Below are 25,428 nucleotides of genomic sequence, written 5' to 3'. Positions count from 1 at the left end.
GCGCGCATCCTTGGCACACCCGCCAGGAGACGCTCTTATGCCCGATACCACCCCCGCCCAGCAGCTCGCCCACATCGCCAAGGCCATGCGGGACATCGATTTCGCGATGCTCAACACCCATGCCGAAGGCGGCGCGATCGGCGGGCGGCCGATGAGCAACAACCGCGAGGTCGATTACGACGGCGACAGCTATTACTTCACCTGGGAAGACTGCCGCATGGTCGATGACATCAAGCGCGACCCCAAGGTAGGCCTGTCGCTGCAGGGCAATACCTCGCTGTTCGGCAAGCCGGGCATCTTCATCGCGGTCGAGGGCACCGCCGACATCGTGCGCGACAAGGCGCAGTTCGCCAAGCACTGGAGCAAGGATCTCGAACGATGGTTCGAACAGGGCATCGACACCGAAGGCCTGGTCATGCTCCACGTCCGCGCAACGCGGGTGGCGTATTGGGATGGCGAGGACGAGGGCGATTTCGTGGTGGGGTGACGGGGGCGCCTCGCACGGAGGTTCTCGCTCCTGCAGCTCCTATCGCACCAACGCGATTCCCGACAACCAGGCCCAGTTCAGCAGCAAAAAGACATCGGTCGCTATCTTCCATGCGCGCGATGCGCGCGACATGCCGCGCCTGAATGTCCAGTAGCGGACCATCACACTCACCACCATCGAAAGCGCGACTAACGCGACGCCGATTACGGGCAACGACAGCAGGAATGGCAGCGCGAAAAACTGGACCATCAGCGCGCTGACGAACCACACGATGGGCACAGCGCGATACGTCGCTTCCGGCAGGAAGCTGCCGATATCGGTCGAGCGAACGCCAATATCTTCGTCCGGCGTTCGAGGCACGCCTGGGTCGATTTCGCGCGCCATCCGGCCTTCCGGATTGGCGGGGCGGTCCTTGTCTCGAGTCATGATCCCCGAACCCGATGACCGTTCACCGGCAACCCCGTACCGGCACCTGCCCGAGGTGCACCTACAGAAACAGGCCGCCCTGCAGGCCGGGGCTCCGGTGCGCGGATGCAAATATATGCGCTCACCAGATATTGAGGGTCATGTCGATCGTGGCTTCGCCCTCGCCTGAGCAGATGTAGACGATCTGCACCGGAACGATGCTCTTGCCGCGATATTTGGGCTCCACCACCAGGCGATCGATGGCCTTCAGATCGATCAGCCCGCTGACCCGGTCGTTGGCAAAGTCGATCATCATCAGCGCGCCCGGAGGGACATAGCCGATGTTCTCCCTGTCACCCCGCCCGCCGAACCTTTTGGGGAAGAAGCGTATCCTGACCAGCTCCCCACGCTTGACCAGGGCTTCGGCCTGCGCGCGGCTGGTGACATGGGAAAAGTCCATCGGCATGGCTTGAGAGTCCTTGGGCGCCATGGTCCACGCGGGCGGGGTCATGACCGAGGCGGCGGAAAGCGCCAGCGCCAAAGCTATTTTGATACGCCTCACTGTTTCGCCCCCGGCTCTTGCTGCAGCTTCGCGCCGCGAGAGTGAGCATAAACCAGCGACTGGATTAGAAGCACCCTCTGCAGCGCTATTGCATCCGAAACGGAGCAGATGGCCGGTGACAACCTGCAGCGAGCCTTATCTAGACCTAAGTCACTGAAACGGTAGGTATCCATTACTAGTCACGCAATGTCGTTTAGGGTTCCCCTGCTGAAGCTTTTCTACCGTCGATTGACTTGTTGGAAAATGTTGCTGATATGTTCTTGCCGGTTTCCCTTGATGGAGCGGCACTATGCAGGGTTTGTCCGATGGTAGGCGTAATGGCTTTGCAATATGGTTGCGAACGGGCCGCTGGCCTGATCGGGGAACGATTCCCGCGATTGAGCGCAAGTTCAATCCCTGGCACGACCCGGAGAACGGTCGCTTCACCTTTGCCGGCACCGGGCGGCATTACGGGTCGGGCGGGCAGGGGCGTGCGGCACGACAGGCAAGCTCGCCGCCTCGTAGGCCTCCGCACCGGGTGGATGTTCCAGGCCATCCACCGCGCCGACCGGTTAGGGGCGATGGTTCCTTCGGTGGCGGGGGTGCCAGTGGTTCATGGGACGCGAGAGGATCATCTGGTGGTCAGGCCAAGCCCGGGCCAAAACCGATTCCTCGAAGCGCGCCTGTCCAACCGATCGTTGTTCCAGGCCCGATCGGGCCGCGCCCATCGGTCAAGCCTGCACCAGCGCGGCCTGTCAGGACGCCAGGTTGGCGGAAGGTTGAACGCAATGGTTACCACTTTTCGCTGGATGAGAACGGCGATCCCCACAGGATTGAAGTTCCTGACCTCTCGATCGACGCCCGGACACCAAGGTCTAGATCGGCGCAGCGCAATGCCGGTAAGCCGGACCGGCTGCCGACGGATGACGGCGGCCATTTCATTGCGCACCGCTTCAATGGACCACGCGATGCCTTCAACCATTTCGCGCAGGACGCATCGATCAATCGCGGAAAGTATCGGGTCCTCGAACAAAAGTGGTTCGATGCCAAAGCCAAGGGTAAGCCCGTCAGTCTGGCCATGGACATAATTTATCCCAAGGGATCGAGGCGACCTGATCGGCTTCTCATTTGGTACAATATCGGTGGGCGCACGGAATTTGCTGAAGTACCGAATCGACCCAGCGCCATTCGAGTTCCAAAGAAGCGAAAGGGGAAACGGAAATGACCGAATGGCAGGTTGAAATGGCAGATATCATTTCGGAAATTGCCCGAAATCTGGTAGCGAAACATGGATCGGAAAACAGAGGAATTCTGCTATTGAGTGGAATTTCTACAGACAGCATCACGTACAGTGTGTTTATCGGCAAAAAAGGCTATATTCAATATTGTAATGTCGTGGCTGATGACAGAGAAAATCTTGATCTTCTATGGGAGTTGGCATTCACACCTCCCCCGGCTAGCCGGTGTGAAGCTATCGAGATGTTTATAAAATCCGGAAAGCTCACCACAAACATTCTTTACGCTAAGGATATCGACCTTGAAAAAGATGAGTTTGAGGTCAGGGACGAAGTGGTCCATTCGTATTTCGGAGATGGCCAAATTGTCTATCCGCCCATGCCCTTTGGCAGTTGGGAGCTTTAGTCTTTGTGACGTGACGCTTAAAGTTTGACTAGCGCTGGCCACTGTAAGTCGTAGGTTGTTCAGCGCCTGACGACCCGCTCACGAGCCAGCCTCCCGTCGTCCTCGTCCACCCCACCCAACCCTCAAGCACACCCCTCAACATACGCCAGCGTTGGCATCATCCCCACATGCACCAGGCTGACCATGCCCTTGTCGTCGATCTCGAAGAGCAGGCGTGGGTCGGTGCCGGGTTGGGTGAGGTATTTGGCGGGGGCGTCGACGTATTTGTGTGGCTCCGCGACGAACGACGGGAAGGCTGCGCGGACCTGCGCCTCGGTCGATCCGGGGCCGATGCCTTCGACCAGCTTTGCCTTGGATTCATCGCTCACTGTGATGCGGCGGACCACGCCTTCCTCGACGATGGCATAGGCGCCGGGCCAGTCGGGCGCGGTGATCGTGGCGCAGCCGTCGGAAATCTGCGCGCCGCGCGCGACCCAGGGCGAGCCTGCGGGCACCGGTTTGCCGATCATCAGCCCGCCATAGCCCTCAAGCGTCAGCGTCTGCGCCGTCGCGATGGCGGGCGTTGGCTGCGCCGCGTCTGCCGCCTGAGGCGCATCCTCGACGACCGCAGCATCAGGCTTCGTCTCCGCCCGCTCGGCTGCGGGTTCGGACCCGCAGCCCGCGAGCAGCAGCACCGCGAGCGATGCGGCTGCCAGCGCGGCCTTCACCGGCTCAATCATGCTCCCGATCGCCCGCCCCCAGATAGAGCTCGCGGCCCATGTCCTCGTAGAGCTGGCTCATCTCTGCCATGCCCTTGAGCGCGGCTTCCTTGCTTGCCGCTGCGGTCTCCGCTCCGCTCGGTCCGGTGGCGATGAAGCCCTCGACCCCCTGGTTCTGCTTGGTGGCGAAGTCGCGGACTTCCTGGCTGATCTGCATCGAGCAGAATTTGGGCCCGCACATCGAGCAGAAATGCGCGGTCTTCGCGCCTTCGGCGGGCAGCGTCTGGTCGTGATACTGCTCGGCGGTGTCGGGATCGAGGCTGAGGTGGAACTGGTCGCGCCAGCGGAATTCGAAGCGCGCCTTGCTCAGCGCGTCGTCGCGGACCTGCGCTGCCGGGTGCCCCTTGGCAAGGTCGGCGGCGTGCGCGGCGAGCTTGTAGGTGACCACGCCGACCTTCACGTCGTCGCGATCGGGCAGGCCCAGATGCTCCTTGGGCGTGACGTAGCAGAGCATCGCCGTGCCGTACCAGCCGATCTGCGCGGCGCCGATGCCGCTGGTGATGTGGTCATATCCCGGCGCGATGTCTGTCGTCAGCGGGCCCAGGGTGTAGAACGGCGCCTCGCCGCACACCTCGAGCTGCTTTTCCATATTCTCCTTGATCTTGTGCATCGGCACATGGCCGGGCCCTTCGATCATCACCTGCACGTCGGATTTCCACGCGCGGTGGGTCAGCTCGCCCAGCGTGTAGAGTTCGCTGAACTGCGCCTCGTCATTGGCATCGGCGATCGATCCGGGGCGCAGGCCATCGCCCAGCGAATAGGCGATGTCGTACGCCTTCATGATCTCGGTGATCTCGTCGAAATGCTCGTAGAGGAAGCTTTCCTTGTGATGCGCCAGGCACCATTTCGCCATGATCGAACCGCCGCGCGAGACGATTCCGGTGACGCGCTTGGCCGCCATCGGGATATAGGCGAGCCGCACGCCCGCGTGGATGGTGAAATAATCGACGCCCTGCTCGGCCTGTTCAATCAAGGTATCGCGGAAGATCTCCCAGGTCAGCTCTTCCGCGACGCCGCCCACCTTTTCGAGCGCCTGATAGATCGGCACGGTGCCGATCGGCACGGGGCTGTTGCGCAGGATCCATTCGCGGGTGTCGTGGATGTTGCGGCCGGTGGAAAGGTCCATCACGGTGTCCGCGCCCCAGCGGATCGACCAGACCATCTTGTCGACCTCGGAGGCTACGTTCGATGCGACCGCGCTGTTGCCGATATTGGCGTTGATCTTGACCAGGAAGTTGCGGCCGATCGCCATCGGCTCGCTTTCGGGGTGGTTGATGTTGCTGGGGATGATCGCGCGGCCGCGCGCGACCTCGTCACGGACGAACTCGGGCGTCACGTAATCGGGGATCGAGGCGCCGAAGCTGTTGCCGTCGCGCCTGTATTCGGCGAGGCGTTCGCGGCCCAGGTTCTCGCGCTCGGCAACATATTCCATTTCCGGCGTGATGATGCCGCGGCGGGCATAATGCATCTGGCTGACGTTCATGCCGGGCTTCGCGCGGAGCACCTGCTTGCGGACGTTGGGGAAGGCGGGCACGCCGCCCGACCGATCGGGGCCGAGCTGGCCGTTGTCTTCGGGCTTGACCTCGCGCTGGTCGACCACCTCGACATCGCCGCGGTTCCAGATCCAGTCGCGGCGCAGCTCGGGCAGGCCTGCGGAAATGTCGATATGCGCTTCTGCGTCGGTGTACGGGCCCGAGGTGTCGTAGACGCGGACGGACGGCTCGCCACCGGCGAGATCGATCTCGCGCATCGCAACGCGGATGCCGCTGCCCGATTTGGTGGCAACATGCACCTTGCGGCTGCCGCGGATGGGGCCGGTGGTAACGCCGATTTCGGTGCGTGCGTGGATATCTGCCATGGGTAAACTCTCCTTGGTCGACGGGAGAGCGGATGCGGGCGGATGGTAAAAACGCCGCTCCCTCCCTCCGCCGGTATCAGCCGGTTCAGGTTCAACGGGTCGTGGGGCGCAACGCCCACCTCTCAGCCGCTCGGCTCCCCGGGGATGGGCGGGAGATTAGGGGGTCCGGTGCGGCTTGACCAGAGAAATCCGCTTGCGCGCACTGTATTGCCGCTATAACACAGCGATATGCTGAAGTTGACACAGATATCACGATCCTATGGCCGCAAGACGGTGCTGGATGCGGTTTCCGCGAGCTTTCCGGTCGGGCTCACCCTGTTGGTCGGGCCGAGCGGGGCGGGCAAGTCCACGCTGTTGCGGCTGATCGCCACGGCGGAAAAGCCCAACAAGGGGGAAGTTGCTTGGGATGGCGCCGCGCTGCCGGGCGCACGGCAGGCGCTGCGCGCCGCATTGGGCTATGCCCCGCAGGCGGTCGAACTGCCCGATGATCTGACCGCGCGCGAATTCGCGCTGCACATGGCCGCGCTGAAGGGGCTGGATGCGCGCGAGGCAGATGTGCAGTTCGGAGCGATCACCGAGCGGATCGGGCTGCACGCCGATATCAACAACCGCATCTCGACCTTCTCAGGCGGCATGCGGCGGCGGCTGATTTTCGCGCAGGCTATGCTGGGCGCACCCCGGCTGCTGGCGCTGGATGAACCCACGGCAGAACTGGACGGCGAGACTGCAGCGCGGCTGAGCGAGCTGATCGTCGAACGCGCCCGCGAGGCGGTGGTGGTGATGACCACGCACCTTGCCGATGCGCTGGCTCCGGCAGCGGTTCAGGTGCTGCGCGTCGATCAGGGCAGGGTCGTGCCGGCATGATTGCAGGGCCGCAAACCGGCGCGGTGCTCCGGTCGTCGCTTGTCATCAGCCTGATCCGATATCAGCGCAGTTGGGGCCTGTGGCTGCTGCTGCTGATCGCGCCGGTGGGCGCGCGCTTCATGATATCAGATGAAAGCGGCAAGGGCATCGCGATTGCGGTGAACGATCAGCTTCCGGTGCTGACCTCGCCGGTGCTGGGCGTGTGGCTGGGCATCGTGGTGACGACACTGCTGCTGCCCGCAGGCTATATCTATCTGCGCGCCAACATCAACCGCCGCCAGCCCTGGCAGGTGGAAGAGGTGACCGCCGCGCCGCGCGTTGCGATGCTGATGGGGCGATTTCTCGCTGATGCTGCGGTGCTGCTCGCGTCGCTGGGCACGCTGACCGTCGCAGGCTGGTTCCTGGGCTGGCTGATGGTCACGGGCCCCTGGCAGCCCTGGTTGATCGCCTATGCCCTGTGGCTGGTGGCGGCGCCCGCTTTGATCGGGCTAGCGGCGCTGCGCATCCTGTTCGATGCGGTGCCATGGCTGCGCGGTGCGCTGGGTGACCTGTGCTATTTCTTCATCTGGATGTTTTCGCTCGTCGCGCCGATCATAACTGCGGACCAGCCATCCAGCCTGGCTGCCAACATGCTGGATTATGGCGGCTTTGTCCGTCCGCTTGTCGGTCCTCAGCCTGCGGACAACAGCAACATCATCATCGGCGCGCCCCGCGATCTCGGCGCGGGGCGGATTGCGCTGGACGTGATGGCCGGGCTGCACGCGCCCGGCTACGTCGCTGCGCGCCTGGGCTGGGTCGCCGTTGCGTTTGCCTTGGTGCTGCTCGCAGGTGGGATCTACCGCCCGCACCGGTCGAGACGCAGCCAGGCCCGGCAGGGGCGGATTGCCCGGCTGCTGTCTGCGGGGCCGCCAGCCCCGGCGCAGAGCGATGCACCCCCCGCAAAAGCTGCACGATCGCGCCTTGCGGGGCTGGTGATAGCAGAGGCCCGGCTGATCGGTGCGGGGCGGCTTTTCCTGCTGCTCGCCGCCGCCGCTGCGCTTGCAGGTCTGTACGGGGACTATCGCTATGTCGGCAGCCCGCTTGCGCTGTTGCTGCTCATCTTTGGCCTCAGCGCGCATGCCGGGCGCAGCGAGGCGCGCGGCCTGCTCAAGCTTGCGCTGACCACCCCGATGTCGCCTGCTGTCCGGCGCTTCGCCTTCGTGCTGGCAGGAACGGGCTGGTCGCTGCTGCTCGCGGTTCCTGCAGCAGCAGCGCGCGGATCGGAAGACCCGCTGCTGCTGGCGCTGGCGAGCGGAGGTGCCGCCTCGGTTGTTGCGATCGCGCTGGCGGCGCTGACGGGTTCGTCGTTCGCTCCGCGCGTCGTGCTGCTGATCGGCTGGTACGTCTATCTGTCCAGCTAGCGCCTGAACATTCGTCCTGGCCCTGTGACCCGATGCATTGCCGCTGTCACAGTCGCGCGATAATCTTCCCCCAACACCCACCATCAGGAGCCCAAACATGCCCGCGCACGAAATCGACTACGAAATCAAGGGACAGGAACTGCAGTTCGTCGAGATCGAGCTCGACCCCGGCGAGAGTGCGGTGGCCGAAGCAGGGGCGATGGTGTGGAAGGATGCCAGCATCGAGATGACCACGGTGTTCGGCGATGGCAGCGCCAACCAGGGTGGCGGCTTCATGGGGGCGCTGCTCGGCGCGGGCAAGCGTCTGGTCACCGGCGAAAGCCTGTTCACCACGGTGTTCACGCACACCGGATCGGGCAAGGCGCGCGTCGCCTTCGGCGCGCCTACCCCGGGCAACATCCTGCCGCTCGACCTCACGCGTTATGGCGGCAGGCTGATCTGCCAGAAGGACAGCTTTCTCGCGGCGGCAAAGGGCGTGTCGATCGGCATTCATTTCCAGAAGCGCATCCTCACCGGGCTGTTCGGCGGCGAGGGCTTCATCATGCAGAAGCTCGAAGGCGATGGCATGGTGTTCGTGCAGATGGGCGGCGCGCTGATCGAGCGCGAGCTGGCGCCCGGCGAAGAGCTGCATGTCGATACCGGCTGCGTTGCGGCGTTCACTTCGAGCGTGGACTTCGATCTGATCTCGGCCGGCGGAATCAAGTCGTCGCTGTTCGGCGGCGAGGGGCTGTTCTTCGCGCGGCTGCGCGGTCCGGGCCATGTGTGGATCCAGTCGCTGCCGTTCTCGCGGCTCGCCGGACGGATGTTGGCTGCGGCAGGCAGCCGGGGCGGGCCGAACCGCGGCGAGGGCTCGGCGCTCGGATCGCTGGGCGATCTGATCAGCGGCAACTGAGTCGCGTCAGGGCGCAGCCGGATCCATCCCCGCCTGGCGCAGCATCGTGTCGATCTGCCGGGCGGGGTCGGCCAGCTTCTGGCTGGTGATCGCGGTGATCGTGGCCAGCGTCGGCGCGCTGAGGCCAGTGCGGCGCGCGGCATCGAGAAAGCTGCGGCCGTTCCAGGGCGTGCCCGCGCGCACGGTGGCGAAGAAGCGGCGGTTGACGTCGTGCAGGCTCTTTGCCCCGCCCGATCCGCGCCGGACATCGGCGTCGATCGCCAGCGCGATCAGCATGCCGCACTGATAATGCAGATCGAACTTGCCCGCGCGCGACGCCGCGTTCAGCGCGACCTCGGTGAGCCCTGCAGCACAGGCCTTGCGCGCCTCGGCAATGCGCCGGGTGACATAGCTGCGTTCGGTGTCGCTGCGGCCGCGCATCACCAGCGCCGCCATCGCGTCGGCGCCGCCCTCATGGATCCACGCCTGCGAATCGGGGCCGATCACGTCGTTTGTCCCCGCGCGCTGGAAGAAATGCGCGGCCTCATGCGCGAAGAACCAGTCGAGCCACACCACATCGCCCAGCTTGATCGGCTTGCGCCAGCCATCGCCGTAGAGGTGGATAAACACCTGGCCGGGCAGCGTCCCGCCCTGGCTGGAGAGGCTGGTGCCCGATGGTGGCTTGGGATCGAGCGAGACATAGAGTTCGGGCGTGATCGACAGCGGGCCGTAGATGGCGGCGAAGTCGCGCATCGATTGCGGCAGCGATTCGAGCAGATGGTCGCGCAGCACGGGTTGCAGAGCCGGGTCGACGATCGCGAGAAAGCCCGAGGTGGGGACCGGCTGGGCGCTGCCGATATAGACGTTCGTCCCTTCCTCGCGGCTGACAAAGGCGGCGGTGTTGGCGCTGCGCTTGCCGCCCACGCCGATGGTTTTGCCTTCGGCTGCGATGGTCACGGCGAGGGGCTCGGTACCCTTGCAGGGCAGCGCGGGGCAGGCCTGGAAGCGCCCCGAATAGACCAGCACCCCGCCGTCGCTGAACGGGGAGAACGGCGCATAGGCCTTTTCGAGCGCGCTGTAGCGCACCGGGATGTCGAGGCTCAGCCGCGCGAACGGCTTGCCGTCGGTGCGTTCGATCCGCTCGCCATCGCCCTCGCGTACCCAGCGGAATTCACCCGGCAGGCTCTTCCAGTCCCGCGCGCGATAGCCATCGAGCGGGGGTGCGAAATGCAGCGCGCGGGTCGGGCGGGCCAGGCGGTATTCGGCCTGGACGCTGTCGCCCGAGGACCGGGTGATGTGCAGGCTGACCGGCGGCGTCCGCGCTGCGACGGACGCGGCGGATCCCGCCGGGGCAGGCAGTGCAGAGCCGGACGTGCCGGCCAGCGCCAGCGCTGCAAACCCGGTCAGCGCGCGTGGTAATGTCCGGCCCATACATCCCCCTTCTGGTCAGCGTGATCGGCCTGCCGCCAGGCTGACCAGAGGGGCTTCTAGGCGATCAGAAGGTGTAGGTCACGCCCATGCCGCCAAAGAACTGGTCGGCATCTCCGCGGATGGCGACGATCGGGCTGTCGGCGATGTCGCCCTGCAGCCGCGAATAGCTGCCCAGCACGAACACGCCCCAGCCGCCATCGAGCGCATTGCCCGACAGGTCGAAGCCGACCAGTGCGCTGGTGCCGATCGACTTGAGTCCGCCGCCCGCGCGATAGCGGGGCAGACCCGATGCCGCGCTGCCCGCGGCGTCGACGCTGAAGTAATAATCGGCAAAATCGCCATCGACCAAATCGGCCGAGGCCGAGATGTTGACCACGCCCTTGGTGCCGAGCAGGCGGTTGTAGCTGACCTGCGGGGTGACGATTGCGCCCGAATGCGCGCCCGAAATGTCGAACACCGCATCAGCCTGGAAGGTCAGGCTGTCGAAGCGGTTGAAGATGCGGTTGATCTTGACCCCGCCGGTGGCACCGGTCTCGACCGCGATCGGGCGACTGCCGAGGCGCTTGACCACCGCGTCGCGGATGCGGTTGTTGCGCTCGATGCGCGCGCGGATCACGGGACCTGCGATATATTCCACCTTGGGCAGCACCGGGTCCTTGATCAGATCGACGAACAGTCCGGGGCCGCGCGCGCCGAAATTATAGCCCTTGTAGCTGCCCTGGACGACCGGCGCGGGGAAGAACACGTACTGGTTCGACCCCTCATAGCTGGGCACCATCCCGGCACCCAGGCCGACGGTCATGTAGAAATCCTTGGCGAACACCGATTGCGACATGCGCGCGGCCTTGGCGAGCAGCCGGAGCTCATCGGGTGTGGGGCCATAGGACTTGGCTGCATCCGGAGCAGGCGATGGCGTCGCCTGGGCAAGGTCGACAGGACCCATGACGGCGGTGTCTGCTATGGCATTCGGGGAAGGCTGGGCTGCGCTTTGTGCAAAGGCGGCGCTGCTGCCGCCGGCGACCAGGGCCAGGGCGGTAAGGGTCTTGAAGATCATCGAGGGCATCCTGTATTTAATTGCCCCCCGGCTGCTGTAAGCACCCGGGGAGGTGTCGTCGCAGCGCGTGCTGCATTGCAACAAATTGCGGCATGATTTGGGCCGACTTCCGATTTCCACAAGAGGCAATCATTTGTAATTATATTTACATCATGACAGGCGGATTGGCGCTTTCTGATAGGGCAAGACACGAAATGTTGCACTGCACATTAGGATAGACCAGGGTTCGGGCGTATTCCCGCATCATCAGATGTCAAGTTATGACACCTCGTGATTCGCAGAAGGAAGACGTCTCATGCCCTATACCGATCAAATCCGCGCAAATGAGCAGCTTATCGGCTCCAAGCAGGGCCGCTGGACCGGCATCGATGCCGAGTCGGTCGCGCGCATGCAGCTGCAGAACCGTTTCCGCACCGGGCTCGATATCGCGCGCTACACCGCCAAGATCATGCGCGAGGACATGGCAGCCTATGATGCGGATTCGTCGCAGTACACCCAGTCGCTGGGCTGCTGGCACGGTTTTATCGCGCAGCAGAAGATGATCTCGATCAAGAAGCACTTCGGCACCACCAAGCGCAAGTATTTGTACCTGTCGGGCTGGATGGTCGCGGCGCTGCGCAGCGATTTCGGACCGCTGCCCGATCAGTCGATGCACGAGAAGACCAGCGTGCCTGCGCTGATCGAAGAGCTCTACACCTTCCTGCGTCAGGCCGATGCACGCGAACTCGACCTGCTGTTCACCGGCATCGACAAGGCGCGTGCCGCCGGCGACAGCGCAAAGGAAAAGGAGCTGCTCGCGCAGGTCGACAATTTCCAGACGCATGTCGTTCCGATCATCGCCGACATCGACGCCGGTTTCGGTAACGCTGAGGCCACCTATCTGCTCGCCAAGAAGATGATCGAAGCCGGCGCCTGCGCGCTGCAGATCGAAAATCAGGTGTCGGACGAAAAGCAGTGCGGTCACCAGGACGGCAAGGTTACCGTGCCGCATGAGGACTTCCTCGCGAAGATCCGCGCCTGCCGTTATGCGTTCCTCGAACTGGGCGTCGAGGACGGCATCATCGTCACCCGCACCGACTCGCTGGGCGCGGGCCTCACCAAGCAGATCGCGGTGAGCAACGAGCCGGGCGATCTGGGCGACCAGTACAACAGCTTCCTCGATTGCGAGGAAATCGACCCCGCCACCGCGCGCAACGGCGATGTCATCATCAACCGCAACGGCAAGCTGCTGCGTCCCAAGCGTCTGCCTTCCAATCTGTTCCAGTTCCGCGAAGGCACCGGCGAGGACCGCTGCGTTCTCGACAGCATCACTTCGCTGCAGAACGGCGCCGACCTGCTGTGGATCGAGACCGAAAAGCCGCATGTCGAGCAGATCGCCGGCATGATGGACCGCGTCCGTGAGGTCATTCCCAACGCCAAGCTGGTCTACAACAACTCGCCCTCGTTCAACTGGACGCTGAACTTCCGCCAGCAGGTCTATGATGCGATGGTGTCCGAAGGTCTCGACGTGTCAGAGTACGACCGTGCCCAGCTGATGGACGCCAAGTATGACGATACCGAGCTCGGCATCGCCGCCGACAAGCGCATCCGCACCTTCCAGGCCGATGGTGCCAAGCGCGCAGGCATCTTCCACCACCTGATCACGCTGCCGACCTATCACACCGCAGCGCTTTCGACCGACAACCTGGCCAAGGAATATTTCGGCGAGGCGGGCATGCTGGGTTACGTTCTGGGCGTACAGCGCCAGGAACTGCGCCAGGGGATCGCCTGCGTGAAGCACCAGAACATGTCGGGTAGCGACATCGGCGATGCGCACAAGGAGTATTTCGCCGGGGAAGCCGCGCTGAAGGCTGGCGGCGTCAACAACACCATGAACCAGTTCGGCTAATCCGGATGGGTCAGAATAACCGATAGAGTTTTCCTGGGGAGGAAAAGGACCAACCCGCCGGTGGCAACGCCGGCGGGTTTTTCCTTGTGATGGGCAGCTGCCCGCATGCTATGATCGCCTTATACGGCAATCTTGGGGGGCGACGATGGCACGGGTTCTGGGACTGGGTGGTCTGTTCTTCAAGTCGGCGGATCCGGCGGCCACCTGCGCATGGTACCGCCGGGTGCTCGGGCTCGAGTTCGGTGAATGGGGCGGGGTGGTGTTCACGCCGGATGCCGCCGCCGCGCACCCGGGAGCCGGCACCGTCTTCTCGCCCTTCAGCGCTGACACCGACTATTTTTCGCCATCGGAAAAGGACTTCATGTTCAACCTGATGGTCGATGATCTCGATGCGATGCTCGTGCGCTGCGCCGCCGAGGGGGTGCAGCCGGCGAAGCTGTTTCCGCCCGCACCCAATGGCCGCTTCGCACACATCATGGATCCCGACGGGCGCAAGATCGAACTGTGGCAACCGAGCCCGATGGAGGGTTGAGCGCGGCATTTCCCAACTAGTGTGAGAATCGCGCAGCGTGGCGATTTCGCACAGCTGGCCACGCTGTGTTCAAGCGACCGCACCAGCTTGATCAAACCGGGGCGGATGCTAGGCTCGCGCCATGCTGAAGCCCCCGGACCCCGCGCCGCAACCCCAAACCCTGCTTCCGCCGCCCAGTGCGCTGACGCTGTGGCTGTGCGGACTGGCAGGCGCTTGGCTGATGTATTTTGCGGTGTTCCTGCAGGTGCCCCAGGCCAGCCTGGGGAATGCCGCCATCAATGCGCTGGCCAATGTCGCGCCGCTCGCCTTGCTCGCCGCTGGAGCGCATCTGCTGATCAATCGGCATGTGATGCGGCTGTCTGTCCCGGCTCAGATCATCAGCCATGTGCTGATCGGTTCGGCGTTCGCTGCGACATGGTTTGCGCTGGTCACGCTGACGCTGGCGCTGGTCAGCTATGTGCAACGCGGGCAATTCGACCTTTCCGGCTTCACCGGAGGCGCGTTCATCTGGCAGAACCTGCAAGGGCTGGTGCTCTACTGGGCGCTTGCCGCCACCACCTATGCGGTGCGTGGCGGGCGGTCTGCGGCGCCGGTCACCATCGTTTCCGCGCCCCCGCTTGAACGCTATCTGACCCGCAAGGGCGACGACATCGCGCCGGTCCATGTGCGCGATATCATCGTGATCGCGGGCGCGCAGGATTATGCCGAGGTCACCACGCTGGCCGACACGCATCTGGTGCGCATGAGCCTGAGCGAGTTCGAGCAGCGGCTCGATCCGCAGCGCTTCATCAGGGTCCACCGCTCGCGGATCATCAACATCGACCACCTCGATTATGCCGAGCCCGCCGGGGCGGGGCGCCTGATCGCGCACATGACCGATGGCACCACTGTTGCGCTCAGCCGGACAGGCTCGCAAAGTTTGCGCGCATTGATCGTCTGACGGGTCCGTTCGCAGGATTGATCTGTCCGTTCACGGCATAATTCCCACTCGAAAGAGTGTTCAGCGCACTTGCAGGCTCCATCAACCTTGGAGCAGCGCGATGATTCCTTTGTCCCCCACAGATATCGGCACGATCAACTCTCTGGACCGGCGCGAACTGCTGCGCGGCCTGGCAGTGGCCGGCAGCTTGAGCGGTCTTGCCGGCCCGGTTTGGGCCGCGGCAGGTGAGACAGCGGCGACAGGCGGGCGCACCCGCATCATCCACGGCGTCACCCTGACCGACCCATTCGGCTGGCTGGACGATGCAGCGCTGGATGATCCGCAGGTGATCCGGCTGAGGGCTGAATTCGACGCCGCAGCCCATCGGGTGATGGCTCGGCTGGAAGCGCTCACCCGTCGGCTGCGCGCCGAGGCGGATGCCGCCAGCCCGCCCCCATCCGACCCTGCGCCCGTGCCCGACGGCGCATACGGCTATTGGAGCGATTGGTCGCAAGGCCGCCGTCAGCTCTGGCGGATCCATCTTGCCAGCGGCGCCCGGCAATTGCTGCTCGATGCCGCAGAGACCGATGCCGACGGCAAGGCGATCGGCAATGTCGTGGCTTGGGGAATTTCGCCCGACGACGCAACCTTGGCGTTTGCCACTGTTGCCGTGCCCGAACATCATGACATCCGCTTCAAGCACATCGCGACGGGCCAGTTGCGGACCGAGGTGGTGCGCGATGTCGGAGTGCAGATCACCTCGGAGCGGCTGGTCTGGACCGCCGATGGCCGCGGGATCATCTATGGCGAGGTCGATGCGTCGGGGCGGCCGTGGCGGGCGCGCATCCATTGGCTGGGACGGCCGCAGGTCGGGGCGCCGATCATCCACGAGGAAGCCGACCCTGGATTCTTCATCGAAATCCGGCAGACCAGCTCGGGCCGCTTTGCCGTAATCCACTCGAGCTCGGTCGACACCACGGAAGCACGGCTTGTCGACCGCGAAAACACCGACTCTGTGCGACTGGTAAGCGCGCGGAGGGCCGGCAGGCTTTATGCCGTCGATCATGGCGGCGGCGATGCGCTCGATATTCTCACCAACGACACTCACCCCAATTTCCGCCTCGTGAACGCGCCACTGGGCCAGCCGGACCGGTGGAGCGAGCTGGTTCCGGCGCAGGATCGAACCGGCCTTGCATGGCATCAGGCATTCCACCGTCATCTGGTCGTGGCGGAGCGCCATGAAGGGAACAGCCGGGTGCGGGTGTTCGACCGGGCCAGCGCCACATGGCGAATCATCGACATTCCCGAGCCGGTGGCGGTGGTCGGCTTCGACCGCTGGACCGCGGGGCCCGAGGCCAATCGCGAGCCCGAGCCTGCACAGCTGCGGCTGGGGGTCGAGACATTTGCGCAGCCCAAGGCGCTGTATGAATACAGTTTTGCAGAAGGCGCGCTCAAGAAGCTGCAAGCGGGCACCGCAGCATCAGGCCTCTACCTTGCCGAGCGTCTGCAGGCGATTGCGCCCGATGGCACGATCATCCCGATGTCGATGATCCGCCCGCGCACAGGCCCCCTGCACGGGGCGGTGCTGTATGGCTACGGGGCCTACGGCGTCCCGTCCGATCCCGACTTCGATACCCAGCGCTTCAGCCTGCTGACGCGCGGCGTGGCCTATGTGATTGCCCATGTCCGCGGCGGCGGCGATCTGGGCGGGGCATGGCACGATGCTGGGCGCGGGGCGGCGCGCGGCAAGCCGATCGATGACTTCATCGCCTGCGCCCAGGCGTTGGTGGCGCAGGGCATTGTGCCGCCTGGCAAGATCGTCTGCACAGGGCGATCCGCCGGGGGATGGCTGGTCGGCGCAGCTTTGAACCGCGCGCCGGATGTGTGGGCAGGGGTGATGGCCGACGTGCCCTATGTTGATGTCCTGAACGCGCTGCTCGACCCGGAGCGGCCGCTTTCCGCCACCGAAACCTCCGAAGTCGGCGATGTCATCCAGGATCCTGCAGCGTTCGCCCGGGTGCTGCGCCTGTGCGCCTATCAGAATGTCCCGGCGCGCAAGCTTCCCCCGGTCTATCTCACCGCCTCGCTCGCCGATGTGCGCATTCCATGGAGCGGGGTGCTGAAATATGTCGCCCGGCTGCGGGCGGCGCACCCGGACAACGCCGTTGCCCTCCGTCTTGATCGCGACGGCAACCACTGGGGCCCCGCCGATCGCGAAACGCGTGACCTATGGCGGGCCGAGCGCGTGGCCTTTGCGCTCAAGGCGCTCGATCTCGTCTAGCAACGTGCCGCAGCTATATGGTAGCGCCACAGGAACGGTGGCCCCTGCGCCGCGTAGACTGACTGCGGCGCATATCTGCCGCCGCGAGGGATTTTCCACATCGATACCAGAACGCTCATGGCCTATGGGCTGGCACTGCTGCTTGGCCTTGCCATTGCAGGCACCATCGCCTTTTTCCGTTACAATTCGGTGCGGCAGAAGCACCGCCGCGGGCGTGTGCAGGACCAGAAGCGCGAGCAGGCGCTCAGGGCGGATCTCCAGCAGCGGCGGACCGATCTCGACGCATGAAGTGATGCAAGCGGAGCGGCGATCTGCTGGTGGTGGGCGCGGTCCGGATGTGGCACTATCGCCACGACCCCGGACCAGGTCGCAGCAGGCCCGATGGCATCAGGCGACCGCAGCACGAAAGCCCATCCATGTTCCGCTACATCGTTGCCTATCTTGCCACCGGCCTTGCCTTTGCGCTGATCGACAGTGTCTGGCTGAAGACCATGGCGCCGCGGCTGTATCAGCCGATCCTGGGCGAGATGCTGGCGCCTTCTTTCCGGCTGGCCCCGGCGGTGGTGTTCTATGTGCTGTATATCCTGGGAATCCAGATATTCGCGATCGCACCCGCGCTGGCCGATGGTCGCTGGCAGACCGCGCTGGTCAACGGCGCGCTGCTCGGTTTCTTCTGCTACATGACCTATGATCTCACCAACCAGGCGACGCTGGCGGTGTGGAGCACCAAGATCACCGTGCTCGACATCATCTGGGGCACCTTCCTCACCGGCTCGTCGGCGTTGGCAGGGTTCCTGGTGACCAGGGCGGTCTTCAAATAGGCCGCACGACAGCTCAGCTTGAGGCGCGCACGATCAGTTGCGGCTCGAGCTGGACCGATTCGCAGGTCTCGCCATCGATCTGGCGGAACAGCATGTCGACCAGCAGCCGCGCGCCTTTCTCCAGATCCTGTCGGATCGTGGTCAGCGGCGGGCTGGTGTGCGCGGCGAGCATGATGTCGTCATAGCCGATCACCGCGACATCGCCGGGCACGGCAAGGCCCCGTTCGGCAAGCGCGCGCAGCACGCTCATCGCCACCACGTCGGACGCGGCAAAGATTCCGTCGATGCCGGGGTGCTCGTCCAGAAACGCGCTGGCGGCGGCATAGGCCGCCTCCGATGTCAGGTGGATCGGCAGGGTGTAGACATCGTCGGCCAGCCCGGCTTCGGCGCTTGCCTGCAGGAACCCCTGCTGACGCTGGCCAAACTCGGGCGGGCTGGGGTTGCCCAGGAACAGCAGCTTGCGCTTGCCGCGCGCGATCAGGTGACGCCCGGCGATCAGCCCGCCCAGCACATTGTCCGACCCTACCGACACGTGCTTCTGCCCCGGAACCTGCGCGCCCCACACCACCAGCCCGCGATGCCGCGCGGCTGCGGCATCGAGCACTGCGGTCTGGTCCGACTGGCCGATGACGATCGCGCCATCGACGCGTCCGGAATCGAGCAGGTCGTCGAGCCAGTCATCGCCCGAGGGGATGACCCGCGAGAGCAAAAGGTCGAAATTGCGGTCGGTGAGCGCATCGGCGAGATGGCCCAGCATGGTCATGAAGAACGGATCGGACGGGTGCTGGTCGATCTCGTGGCCCATCGGGATCACCACGCCGATCGCCTGCGCGCGGCGCAGCCGCAGGTTCTGCGCGGCCTGGTTGGGCTTGAAACCGTGCGCGCGCGCGAGTTCGACCACCCGCTCGCGTGTCTTGGCGTTGATGATCGTCTTGCCCGCCAGCGCGCGCGAAACGGTCGAAACCGATACCCCCGCCAGCTCGGCCAGTTCCTGCATCCCGATCTTGCTGATGACCTGCGCCTTTCCTGCCCGATGCGTGCGTCCCCGGAAGGAGTTTACGTCTAATCACAAGTGGCGCGCGCGTCGAGCCAAGAAGACGTGCCGGAACAGCTTGCATCCTGATGGCCGCTGTGTATTAATACAGCAATACACATGCGATGGAGTCGCCGAAATGGCCGTGAACTGGAAGCCCATTGTTGTCCTGATCGTCGGCGTCGTCGCCATCGGCGCATGGAAGATGTCGGATGCTGCCGAGTTCGATTTCATCGCCGACATGGAAGAATCGGCAGGCAAGGAATCGGACAGCGGCGACTGGGCGTCGAGCTGGTCGGGCGAGCCTTTCGACCGGATCACGCTTGCCGGGCCCGATAACCTCACCTTCGTCACGCAGGGCGAGCATGCAGTCAGCGCCACTGGAGACGCTCAGGCGCTCAAGACCTTGCAGTTCAAGGTGCGCGACGGTGAGCTGCGTATCCGCCGCAAGTCCTCCGGATGGACGCTGGGCGATTCTGGCGAGGCAATGATCGCGGTCAGCGCGCCAGCCTTGCGCGGGCTGGTGCTCGCCGGGTCGGGTTCGGCCAATGTCGACCGGATGGAGGGCGATGAGGTCAAGCTCACTGTGGCAGGATCGGGCGATGCCGCGGTCGGGCGACTGACTGCGAAGGAACTCGATGGCTCGATCGCGGGGAGCGGATCGCTGCGGCTGGCGGGCAGCGCCGATTCGACCGATATCTCGATCGCAGGCTCGGGCAGCGTGAAGGGAGAGAATTTCCGCAGCGATGCCGTCGATGTGTCGATCGCAGGATCGGGCGATGTGACGATGCAGTCCGATGGCGTGGTCGATGCCAGCCTGATGGGATCGGGCGATGTCACCATCAAGGGCAAGGCCAAGTGCACGAGCAGCACGATGGGTCCGGGCACGCTGACCTGCGGCTGATGCAGCAGCCCTGCGGCGCGCGTGCGCGAAAGCCGTTGCGCACGGTGCTGGCTTGCTAGAATGTCTCCCGCAGAGCGGTGTCGCAGGCGCCGCGCCGGGGAGGTCGATTTGAGCGCATCGCAAGCCAGCAGCCAGCCACAGGCCGATCCCGGTTTCTGGGACCGGCACATCATGCCGCGGCTCATCACCTTTTGCTGCGGCCAGCCCGCGGTTGCCAAGGCGCGCAGCCGCATCGTGCCGCGCGCGTCCGGCGAGGTGCTCGAACTGGGCTGTGGCGGCGGGGCCAACCTCGATCATTATGACCGGTCGCGGATCACCCGGCTATCGGGCGTCGATCCCTCGCCACAACTGCTCGACACCGCGAGGGCCAAGGCGCAGGCGCGCGGGTTCGATGTCGATTTCCGCGGCGGTATCGCCGAGGCGCTTCCCTTCACGGATGCAAGTTTCGACACCGTGCTGACCACCTTCACCTTGTGTTCGGTGCAGGACCCGCGCGCCGTGCTGGGCGAGATGCGCCGGGTGCTCAAGCCCGGCGGCACCATCCTGTTCCTGGAGCATGGCGCTGCGCCCGATGCGGGACCGGCGCGCTGGCAGCAGCGCATCGAGCCGGCGTGGAAAAAGATCGCAGGCGGCTGCCATCTCACCCGGCCGGTCAGCGAGGCGTTCCGCGCGCAGGGGTTCCGCTTGAGCGACTGCCACAACCGCTATATGCCCAAGACTCCCCGTTTTCTGGGGTGGATCGAGATGGGGGAAGCGCGCGCATGAAGGGTCTTGTGATCGCGCTGGCGGTGCTGCCGGGCTGTCTCGCCGGGCTGGGCAGTGCCGAGGCGGCCGAACGGCGCTTCACGCTGTCGGGGTTTGACAAGGTCCGCATCGAGGGCGATGTCGCGGTCGAGATCAACTCCGACGCCGCGCCCTTTGCGCTAGCCAGCGGCGATCCGCGCGCGCTGGAGGCGTTGAGCCTGAAGGTGCAGGGCGGCACGCTGTACATCCGTCGCGCACGGCGCAACGCCCCGGTGGAGGCGCGCAAGCGCGCGGCCTTGCCCGATACGCTGCCGCTGGTGCGGCTGAGCGCCCGCGCGGTGCAGTCGCTGACCGTGCTGGGTCATGGCAGCGCGCGGATCGACCGGCTGGCAGGCGCGAGGCCCAGCGCGACGATGGATGGCAACGGATCGGTCGAGATCGGCTCGGTCAGCGCGGATGCGATCGCGATCAACGTCAACGGCAACGGCAGCCTCAAGGTCGGCGGCACCGCAGCGCGCGCACGTGCGGTGATGCTGGGTGAGGGATTGATCGAAGGCGGCGGGCTGACGCTCGGCGCGCTCGAATTCATCGGCGAGGGCCCGGTGCGCGCGCGGCTGACGGTGAACGGCCCGGCGCGGATCGCGGTGAAGGGCGATGCCGATATCCAGATCGGCGGCAAGCCCGATTGCACCGTACGCCAGACCGGCACGAACGCCATCAGCTGCGGCGGCGGTCTGGCCGTGCGTTAGATCCGGCTCGCTAGATGCGATCTGCGCGCGCTACCGATTCCGATGCGCGCAGCGCCATGATGATCTGCATCAGATGCGCGACATCGTGCACCTCAAGGTCGGATTCATAGGTGTGGAACGGCTGGTCGCGATTGGTCAGCTTGAGGTTGACGATGTTCGCCTTGTGGTGGCTGAAGATGCCCGCCATGTCGGCGAGCGTGCCGGGGCGGTTGTAGAGGATCGCGCGGATGCGCGCGGTCGCGCCTTCGGAATCGCTTTCCCATGACAGGTCGATCCAGTCGGCATCCACTCCGCTGACAAGGTTGAGGCAATCGATGGTGTGAACCTCGATATGCTCGCCCTGGCGGCGTAGCCCGACTATGCGGTCGCCCGGAACCGGGTGGCAGCATTCGGCCAGCTGGAAGGCGACGCCCGGGGTCAGCCCGCGGATCGAGATCGCGCGGTCCTGGCGCGGGAACTCGCGCAGTGCGGTCATCTCGTTGCTGCTGCCGGGGACCAGCGCGTCCATCAGGTCCTGGTCGGTGATCTGGTTGGTGCCGATCGCGACGAGAAGATCGGTCTCGTCCTCCATCTCCAGCCGCTCGAGCGCCTGTTTGAGCGCCTTCTTGCCAATCTTCACCGGCAGCCGCCCGGCAATCTCGTCGAAGATCACCCGGCCCATCGCGGCGGTCTCTTCGCGCTCCTTGTCGCGGACATAGCGGCGGATCGCCGCACGCGCCTTGCCGGTGGTGACAAAGCCCAGCCAGCTGGTCTGCGGCTCCTGGCCCTCGGACTTGAGAATCTCGACGATATCGCCGTTGGACAGCGCGGTGCGCAGCGGCACGTTGCGCCCGTTGATCAGCACGCCCACCGCCTGATTGCCCAGATTGGTGTGCACCGCATAGGCAAAGTCCACCGCGGTCGCGCCCTTGGGCAGCTGGTGCAGCGCGCCCTTGGGGGTGAAGGCGAAGATGCGGTCCTGGTACATCGCCATGCGGGTGTGCTCGAGCAACTCGTCGGCATCCTGCGCGGTGTCGAGAATCTCGATCAGGTCGCGGATCCAGCCGGCCTGGCCATCTGGCCGGGTGCCGCCCTGCTTGTACGCCCAGTGTGCCGCCAGGCCGTATTCGCTCTGGCGGTGCATTTCATGCGTGCGGATCTGGATCTCGACCCGCATCGACCGGCCATGGATGATCGCGGTGTGAAGCGAGCGATAGCCGTTGCGCTTGGGGGTGGAGATATAGTCCTTGAACCGGCCGGGGATCATCTTCCACTTGCGGTGGATATGGCCGAGCGCGGCATAGCAATCGTCGATGCTGTCGACGAGCACCCGAAAGGCGATGATGTCGGTCATCTGCTCGAACGAGACGTGGCGTTCGGCCATCTTGCGCCAGATCGAATAAGGGTGCTTCTCGCGCCCGCTGACGTCCGCCGTCAGACCGTGTGCGCCAAGCTCGGTCTTGAGCGATTCTGCGATGCTTTCGACCTGGTTTTCGGCATTGGCCTTGATCTGGTCGAGGCGCCCGACGATCGTGTCATAGGCTTCGGGCTCGAGCTCGCGAAACGCCAGCATCTGCATCTCGCGCATATATTCGTACATGCCGACGCGCTCTGCCAGCGGGGCGAAGATATCCATCGTCTCGCGCGCGATGCGCTTGCGCTTGTCGACGCTTGAAATGAAATGCAGCGTGCGCATGTTGTGCAGCCGGTCGGCGAGCTTGACCAGCAGCACGCGCAGGTCGTTGGACATGGCGAGCAGGAACTTGCGCAGGTTCTCCGCGGCGCGCTCGTTTTCGGTCTGCGCCTCGATCTTGGAGAGCTTGGTTACGCCATCGACCATCTCGGCGACCTTCGGGCCGAACATGCGTTCGATCTCCTCGATCGTGGTCAGCGTGTCCTCGACCGTGTCGTGCAGCAGCGCGGTGATGATGGTTTCGACATCCATCTTCAGGTCGGTCATGAGACCTGCCACCTCGATGGGGTGGCTGAAATACGGGTCGCCGCTGGCGCGCTTCTGGCTGCCGTGCTTCTGGACCGAAAACACATAGGCGCGATTGATCAACGCCTCATCAGCATCGGGGTCGTACTCCTTGACCCGTTCGACCAGTTCATATTGTCTCAGCACCATCTGAATGTCGGTGCTTTGCCTTCAAATGCAACAGAAAAACGCGCCTGTGCAGGGTCATGCCCCGTTTCGCCGAAAGGCCGGGGGCAGGGCAAGCGGGCAGGGCCATCAAAGGGTCTGCACAGGCGCGCAAGGTTTGCCGGTCGGCGGACACCCAGGATGTGGGAGAACCGCGGGCGCCGCCGACCAGCTGGAAGAAAGCGGGCGGGTCAGCCCTTGGCGTTGCAGGCGGCCAGGTCTTCCTGGGCCATCGGCTCGCTGCGGGTTGTAAAGGCGGTCACCTCACCCATCTTGCGGGAGAGGCGGGTGCAGGCATTGACCGGGCGCGAGGTCGCCTTCGAACCCGAGCAGACCGTGCCTTCGCACTGCCACACCACGCCCTGGATGATCTTGGTGGTCTTTTCGACCGGAGCGGCAAGCTCCGCGCTGAAATAGCTGGCACCGGGGGTCTGCGCGCTGGCGGTGCTGGCCTGCAGCATCACCATGCTGGAGAGCGACGCCGCGGCGATGAACACGATCTGGGTGAGGGCCTTGGTAAAACGGGGCATGAGGTTTGTCCTTTCAGCAATGTCCCGGGGGGAGAAAAACCGGGGGGTGTAATTTAGGTTGCGAATCACTACCTACATAAATAGGTTTCGAGTTGCAACTAGAAACTGAATTTTCATTGGCTTTGCTGCAATTTTGGATAAAGATGGCAGCCTGCAACGGATTTGAATGACCATGACCCAGACCCCTCCTGCCAAACTGCGCGAACCGCTTGCCGAGATCGCTGCCTGTTGCAGCCTGCCGCAGGCGCTGGAGACGATGGGCGAGCGATGGTCGTTCATGATCCTGCGCGCCTCGTTCAACGGGCTGCACCATTTCGAGGAATTCCTCGAGGAGCTTGGCATCGCGCGCAACATCCTCTCCAACCGGCTGACCCGACTGGTCGAAAGCGGCATCCTCAAGCGCGCCCCATGCGTCGATGACCGCCGCAAGATCGAATACCGGCTGACCGACAAGGGGCTGGACCTGCTGCCGACCATGATCGCGCTGCGTCAGTGGGGCGAGAAGTGGGAAAGCGGCGTGCCATCGAACCCGGTGCTGGTCGACGAGCGCGACCGCCGCGCGATCCAGCCGATTTCGATCCGCGCGCATGACGGCCGGGTGCTCACCCATCACGACCTGTGCTGGATCGACATCGGTGACCTGAACACCGGCGCGCTCGATGACGACCACGAAGGCGTGGTCAAGCGCATCGCGACGATCTGAGGGGCAAGCCCTCTCCCCTCCCGCCTGCGGGAGTGGAGAGAGTTTCGCTCTACCCCCCGCCTGCGGACAACCGCACCGCGCGTTCGCGCAACCGCTCGACCGCAGCGTCATGGATATCCGGCGCGCAGCACAGGACGCCGAAGGCATTGGCGCGCGGCTTGTTGAAGCGCAGTTCGCCGCCCAGCGCATCGGTGACCCGCGCGCCGGCTTCCTCGGCGATGATCGCGGCGGCGCCGATGTCCCATTCATAGCCCCAGCGCAGCGTCGCCAGCAGATCGGCGCGGTCGTCGGCGACCATCGCCATGCGCAGTGCGATGCTGTTGGGTTTTTCGACCACGGTCAGGTCGACATCCGCCTTGGGCAGGCTGTCGGTGGGTACGCGCGATCCCGCGAAGCTTTGACGCCGACTCGCCTTCAGCCTTTTGCCGTTGAGGAACGCGCCGCGCCCGCGCGCGCCGATCCAGTATTCGCCCCGCGCAGGGGCGGCGAGCACGCCCATCACCACGTGCCCGTCCTCGACCAAAGCGACCGAGATCGCCCAGCCGGTGCGGCCGCGCACGAAATCGCGGGTGCCGTCGATCGGATCGACCAGCCAGATCCGGCCGCAATCGAGCCGCGAGACGTCGTCGGCGGTCTCTTCCGACAGCCAGCCGGCATCGGGGACCAGCGCGCCGAGGCGATCACGCAGGAAATTGTCGACGGCAAGATCGGTCTCGCTCACCGGATCGCCAGGCATCTTGTCCCACACCTGCAGATCGCCCCCGGCGCGCGCAAAAGCGGTGACGGCGATGGTACTCGCCTCTTCGACGATGTGCTTGATGGTGTCGGGAGAGACCTTGGTGCGCGACTGCATAGCCTGCTCTAGCGCGGAGCACGCCGTCGCAACAGTCCC

The 25,428-nt window shown here is 64.7% G+C and carries 26 protein-coding genes and 1 riboswitch; of the genes, 16 read left to right on the top strand and 10 right to left on the bottom strand.

Features of this window, described 5'->3' with window-relative positions:
• Window positions 1-37: 37 nt before the first annotated feature.
• A complete protein-coding gene (locus B5J99_RS03140; RefSeq protein ID WP_117351442.1) occupies window positions 38-487 on the top strand; it encodes a pyridoxamine 5'-phosphate oxidase family protein in 450 nt (149 codons plus the stop codon).
• Between the two features lie 39 nt (window positions 488-526).
• On the opposite strand, the gene B5J99_RS03135 is transcribed toward B5J99_RS03140, so the two are convergent.
• Together B5J99_RS03135 and B5J99_RS03130 are read right to left on the bottom strand one after the other, a co-directional pair.
• Entirely contained in the window at window positions 527-871 is a 345-nt protein-coding gene (locus B5J99_RS03135; protein WP_162892429.1) for a hypothetical protein, read from the bottom strand.
• Window positions 872-1,034: 163 nt separating this feature from the next.
• On the bottom strand, window positions 1,035-1,454 hold the full coding sequence (locus B5J99_RS03130; RefSeq protein ID WP_162892428.1) for a hypothetical protein: 420 nt from the start codon (window positions 1,452-1,454) through the stop codon (window positions 1,035-1,037).
• A gap of 289 nt (window positions 1,455-1,743) precedes the next feature.
• On the opposite strand from B5J99_RS03130, the gene B5J99_RS19790 reads away from it, so the two are divergent.
• Both B5J99_RS19790 and B5J99_RS03115 read left to right on the top strand, forming a co-directional pair.
• Window positions 1,744-2,658 carry a DNA/RNA non-specific endonuclease gene (locus tag B5J99_RS19790; RefSeq protein ID WP_245991726.1) on the top strand — a complete coding sequence of 305 codons (915 nt, stop codon included), beginning with the start codon at window positions 1,744-1,746 and terminating at the stop codon, window positions 2,656-2,658.
• Window positions 2,655-3,074, top strand: a complete 420-nt coding sequence (locus B5J99_RS03115) for a hypothetical protein (RefSeq protein WP_117351439.1) — start codon at window positions 2,655-2,657, stop codon at window positions 3,072-3,074. The genes B5J99_RS19790 and B5J99_RS03115 overlap by 4 nt, the downstream gene beginning before the upstream one ends.
• A gap of 122 nt (window positions 3,075-3,196) precedes the next feature.
• On the opposite strand, the gene B5J99_RS03110 is transcribed toward B5J99_RS03115, so the two are convergent.
• Together B5J99_RS03110 and thiC are read right to left on the bottom strand one after the other, a co-directional pair.
• Entirely contained in the window at window positions 3,197-3,793 is a 597-nt protein-coding gene (locus B5J99_RS03110; RefSeq protein ID WP_245991725.1) for a hypothetical protein, read from the bottom strand.
• Window positions 3,786-5,690 carry a phosphomethylpyrimidine synthase ThiC gene (gene thiC / locus B5J99_RS03105; protein ID WP_054133914.1) on the bottom strand — a complete coding sequence of 635 codons (1,905 nt, stop codon included), beginning with the start codon at window positions 5,688-5,690 and terminating at the stop codon, window positions 3,786-3,788. The genes B5J99_RS03110 and thiC overlap by 8 nt, the downstream gene beginning before the upstream one ends.
• A gap of 45 nt (window positions 5,691-5,735) precedes the next feature.
• A riboswitch (TPP riboswitch) is annotated at window positions 5,736-5,841 on the bottom strand.
• A gap of 77 nt (window positions 5,842-5,918) precedes the next feature.
• Here thiC and B5J99_RS03100 point away from each other — a divergent pair.
• The 3 genes from B5J99_RS03100 (at window position 5,919) to B5J99_RS03090 (ending at window position 8,846) form a co-directional block, all read left to right on the top strand.
• A complete protein-coding gene (locus B5J99_RS03100) occupies window positions 5,919-6,554 on the top strand; it encodes an ATP-binding cassette domain-containing protein (protein ID WP_117351437.1) in 636 nt (211 codons plus the stop codon).
• Entirely contained in the window at window positions 6,551-7,954 is a 1,404-nt protein-coding gene (locus B5J99_RS03095) for a hypothetical protein (protein WP_117351436.1), read from the top strand. Before B5J99_RS03100 ends, B5J99_RS03095 begins: the two co-directional genes overlap by 4 nt.
• Before the next feature lie 97 nt (window positions 7,955-8,051).
• Window positions 8,052-8,846 (top strand): TIGR00266 family protein, encoded by a 795-nt coding sequence (locus tag B5J99_RS03090; RefSeq protein WP_054133917.1) that lies wholly within the window; start codon window positions 8,052-8,054, stop codon window positions 8,844-8,846.
• Window positions 8,847-8,852: 6 nt separating this feature from the next.
• On the opposite strand, the gene B5J99_RS03085 is transcribed toward B5J99_RS03090, so the two are convergent.
• Together B5J99_RS03085 and B5J99_RS03080 are read right to left on the bottom strand one after the other, a co-directional pair.
• Window positions 8,853-10,256 (bottom strand): hypothetical protein, encoded by a 1,404-nt coding sequence (locus B5J99_RS03085; RefSeq protein ID WP_117351435.1) that lies wholly within the window; start codon window positions 10,254-10,256, stop codon window positions 8,853-8,855.
• 64 nt (window positions 10,257-10,320) lie between these two features.
• Entirely contained in the window at window positions 10,321-11,310 is a 990-nt protein-coding gene (locus B5J99_RS03080; protein WP_162892427.1) for a MipA/OmpV family protein, read from the bottom strand.
• A gap of 295 nt (window positions 11,311-11,605) precedes the next feature.
• On the opposite strand from B5J99_RS03080, the gene B5J99_RS03075 reads away from it, so the two are divergent.
• From B5J99_RS03075 to B5J99_RS03055, 6 genes are all read left to right on the top strand, one after another.
• Window positions 11,606-13,198, top strand: a complete 1,593-nt coding sequence (locus B5J99_RS03075) for an isocitrate lyase (protein WP_054133920.1) — start codon at window positions 11,606-11,608, stop codon at window positions 13,196-13,198.
• Between the two features lie 145 nt (window positions 13,199-13,343).
• Window positions 13,344-13,730, top strand: a complete 387-nt coding sequence (locus B5J99_RS03070) for a VOC family protein (protein WP_054133921.1) — start codon at window positions 13,344-13,346, stop codon at window positions 13,728-13,730.
• A gap of 121 nt (window positions 13,731-13,851) precedes the next feature.
• Entirely contained in the window at window positions 13,852-14,670 is an 819-nt protein-coding gene (locus B5J99_RS03065; RefSeq protein WP_117351433.1) for a LytTR family DNA-binding domain-containing protein, read from the top strand.
• Between the two features lie 100 nt (window positions 14,671-14,770).
• Entirely contained in the window at window positions 14,771-16,930 is a 2,160-nt protein-coding gene (locus tag B5J99_RS03060; protein ID WP_117351432.1) for a prolyl oligopeptidase family serine peptidase, read from the top strand.
• 117 nt (window positions 16,931-17,047) lie between these two features.
• The gene (locus B5J99_RS19455; RefSeq protein ID WP_156317954.1) at window positions 17,048-17,218 is read left to right on the top strand and encodes a hypothetical protein; all 171 of its coding nucleotides are present in this window, start codon (window positions 17,048-17,050) and stop codon (window positions 17,216-17,218) included.
• Between the two features lie 128 nt (window positions 17,219-17,346).
• Entirely contained in the window at window positions 17,347-17,751 is a 405-nt protein-coding gene (locus B5J99_RS03055) for a DUF2177 family protein (protein ID WP_117351431.1), read from the top strand.
• A gap of 13 nt (window positions 17,752-17,764) precedes the next feature.
• On the opposite strand, the gene B5J99_RS03050 is transcribed toward B5J99_RS03055, so the two are convergent.
• A complete protein-coding gene (locus B5J99_RS03050) occupies window positions 17,765-18,748 on the bottom strand; it encodes a LacI family DNA-binding transcriptional regulator (protein WP_054133925.1) in 984 nt (327 codons plus the stop codon).
• A 175-nt stretch (window positions 18,749-18,923) separates the two neighbouring features.
• Between B5J99_RS03050 and B5J99_RS03045 the strand changes: the two genes are divergently transcribed.
• The 3 genes from B5J99_RS03045 to B5J99_RS03035 all read left to right on the top strand — a co-directional run bounded on the left by B5J99_RS03045 (window position 18,924) and on the right by B5J99_RS03035 (window position 21,181).
• The gene (locus B5J99_RS03045) at window positions 18,924-19,688 is read left to right on the top strand and encodes a head GIN domain-containing protein (RefSeq protein WP_162892426.1); all 765 of its coding nucleotides are present in this window, start codon (window positions 18,924-18,926) and stop codon (window positions 19,686-19,688) included.
• A gap of 108 nt (window positions 19,689-19,796) precedes the next feature.
• Window positions 19,797-20,453: a class I SAM-dependent methyltransferase gene (locus B5J99_RS03040; RefSeq protein ID WP_342768896.1), complete on the top strand. Its 657-nt coding sequence runs from the start codon at window positions 19,797-19,799 to the stop codon at window positions 20,451-20,453.
• Complete coding sequence (locus tag B5J99_RS03035) at window positions 20,450-21,181, top strand: GIN domain-containing protein (protein ID WP_117351429.1); 732 nt, start codon at window positions 20,450-20,452, stop codon at window positions 21,179-21,181. Before B5J99_RS03040 ends, B5J99_RS03035 begins: the two co-directional genes overlap by 4 nt.
• Before the next feature lie 10 nt (window positions 21,182-21,191).
• On the opposite strand, the gene B5J99_RS03030 is transcribed toward B5J99_RS03035, so the two are convergent.
• A complete protein-coding gene (locus tag B5J99_RS03030; RefSeq protein WP_054134325.1) occupies window positions 21,192-23,285 on the bottom strand; it encodes a RelA/SpoT family protein in 2,094 nt (697 codons plus the stop codon).
• 209 nt (window positions 23,286-23,494) lie between these two features.
• Complete coding sequence (locus B5J99_RS03025) at window positions 23,495-23,833, bottom strand: DUF8200 family protein (protein WP_054133929.1); 339 nt, start codon at window positions 23,831-23,833, stop codon at window positions 23,495-23,497.
• 166 nt (window positions 23,834-23,999) lie between these two features.
• Between B5J99_RS03025 and B5J99_RS03020 the strand changes: the two genes are divergently transcribed.
• Window positions 24,000-24,536 (top strand): winged helix-turn-helix transcriptional regulator, encoded by a 537-nt coding sequence (locus tag B5J99_RS03020; protein WP_425456434.1) that lies wholly within the window; start codon window positions 24,000-24,002, stop codon window positions 24,534-24,536.
• A 49-nt stretch (window positions 24,537-24,585) separates the two neighbouring features.
• Here B5J99_RS03020 and B5J99_RS03015 read toward each other — a convergent pair whose 3' ends face one another.
• Entirely contained in the window at window positions 24,586-25,389 is an 804-nt protein-coding gene (locus tag B5J99_RS03015) for a 3'(2'),5'-bisphosphate nucleotidase CysQ (RefSeq protein WP_117351428.1), read from the bottom strand.
• Between the last annotated feature and the right edge of the window lie 39 nt (window positions 25,390-25,428).

The sequence above is a fragment of the Blastomonas fulva genome, from assembly GCF_003431825.1.
Lineage (GTDB): Bacteria > Pseudomonadota > Alphaproteobacteria > Sphingomonadales > Sphingomonadaceae > Blastomonas > Blastomonas fulva.
Note: the sequence above shows the minus strand (reverse complement) of the source record. Positions and strands in the feature narration are given on the sequence as shown.

Coding starts and splice junctions, on each gene's coding strand:
- B5J99_RS03140 (WP_117351442.1), top strand. CDS start 38: ATGCCCGATACCACCCCCGCCCAGCAGCTCGCCCACATCGCCAAGGCC.
- B5J99_RS03135 (WP_162892429.1), bottom strand. CDS start 871: ATGGCGCGCGAAATCGACCCAGGCGTGCCTCGAACGCCGGACGAAGAT.
- B5J99_RS19790 (WP_245991726.1), top strand. CDS start 1,744: ATGCAGGGTTTGTCCGATGGTAGGCGTAATGGCTTTGCAATATGGTTG.
- B5J99_RS03115 (WP_117351439.1), top strand. CDS start 2,655: ATGACCGAATGGCAGGTTGAAATGGCAGATATCATTTCGGAAATTGCC.
- B5J99_RS03110 (WP_245991725.1), bottom strand. CDS start 3,793: ATGATTGAGCCGGTGAAGGCCGCGCTGGCAGCCGCATCGCTCGCGGTG.
- thiC (WP_054133914.1), bottom strand. CDS start 5,690: ATGGCAGATATCCACGCACGCACCGAAATCGGCGTTACCACCGGCCCC.
- B5J99_RS03100 (WP_117351437.1), top strand. CDS start 5,919: ATGCTGAAGTTGACACAGATATCACGATCCTATGGCCGCAAGACGGTG.
- B5J99_RS03095 (WP_117351436.1), top strand. CDS start 6,551: ATGATTGCAGGGCCGCAAACCGGCGCGGTGCTCCGGTCGTCGCTTGTC.
- B5J99_RS03090 (WP_054133917.1), top strand. CDS start 8,052: ATGCCCGCGCACGAAATCGACTACGAAATCAAGGGACAGGAACTGCAG.
- B5J99_RS03085 (WP_117351435.1), bottom strand. CDS start 10,256: ATGGGCCGGACATTACCACGCGCGCTGACCGGGTTTGCAGCGCTGGCG.
- B5J99_RS03080 (WP_162892427.1), bottom strand. CDS start 11,310: ATGATCTTCAAGACCCTTACCGCCCTGGCCCTGGTCGCCGGCGGCAGC.
- B5J99_RS03075 (WP_054133920.1), top strand. CDS start 11,606: ATGCCCTATACCGATCAAATCCGCGCAAATGAGCAGCTTATCGGCTCC.
- B5J99_RS03070 (WP_054133921.1), top strand. CDS start 13,344: ATGGCACGGGTTCTGGGACTGGGTGGTCTGTTCTTCAAGTCGGCGGAT.
- B5J99_RS03065 (WP_117351433.1), top strand. CDS start 13,852: ATGCTGAAGCCCCCGGACCCCGCGCCGCAACCCCAAACCCTGCTTCCG.
- B5J99_RS03060 (WP_117351432.1), top strand. CDS start 14,771: ATGATTCCTTTGTCCCCCACAGATATCGGCACGATCAACTCTCTGGAC.
- B5J99_RS19455 (WP_156317954.1), top strand. CDS start 17,048: ATGGCCTATGGGCTGGCACTGCTGCTTGGCCTTGCCATTGCAGGCACC.
- B5J99_RS03055 (WP_117351431.1), top strand. CDS start 17,347: ATGTTCCGCTACATCGTTGCCTATCTTGCCACCGGCCTTGCCTTTGCG.
- B5J99_RS03050 (WP_054133925.1), bottom strand. CDS start 18,748: ATGCAGGAACTGGCCGAGCTGGCGGGGGTATCGGTTTCGACCGTTTCG.
- B5J99_RS03045 (WP_162892426.1), top strand. CDS start 18,924: ATGGCCGTGAACTGGAAGCCCATTGTTGTCCTGATCGTCGGCGTCGTC.
- B5J99_RS03035 (WP_117351429.1), top strand. CDS start 20,450: ATGAAGGGTCTTGTGATCGCGCTGGCGGTGCTGCCGGGCTGTCTCGCC.
- B5J99_RS03025 (WP_054133929.1), bottom strand. CDS start 23,833: ATGCCCCGTTTTACCAAGGCCCTCACCCAGATCGTGTTCATCGCCGCG.
- B5J99_RS03020 (WP_425456434.1), top strand. CDS start 24,000: ATGACCATGACCCAGACCCCTCCTGCCAAACTGCGCGAACCGCTTGCC.
- B5J99_RS03015 (WP_117351428.1), bottom strand. CDS start 25,389: ATGCAGTCGCGCACCAAGGTCTCTCCCGACACCATCAAGCACATCGTC.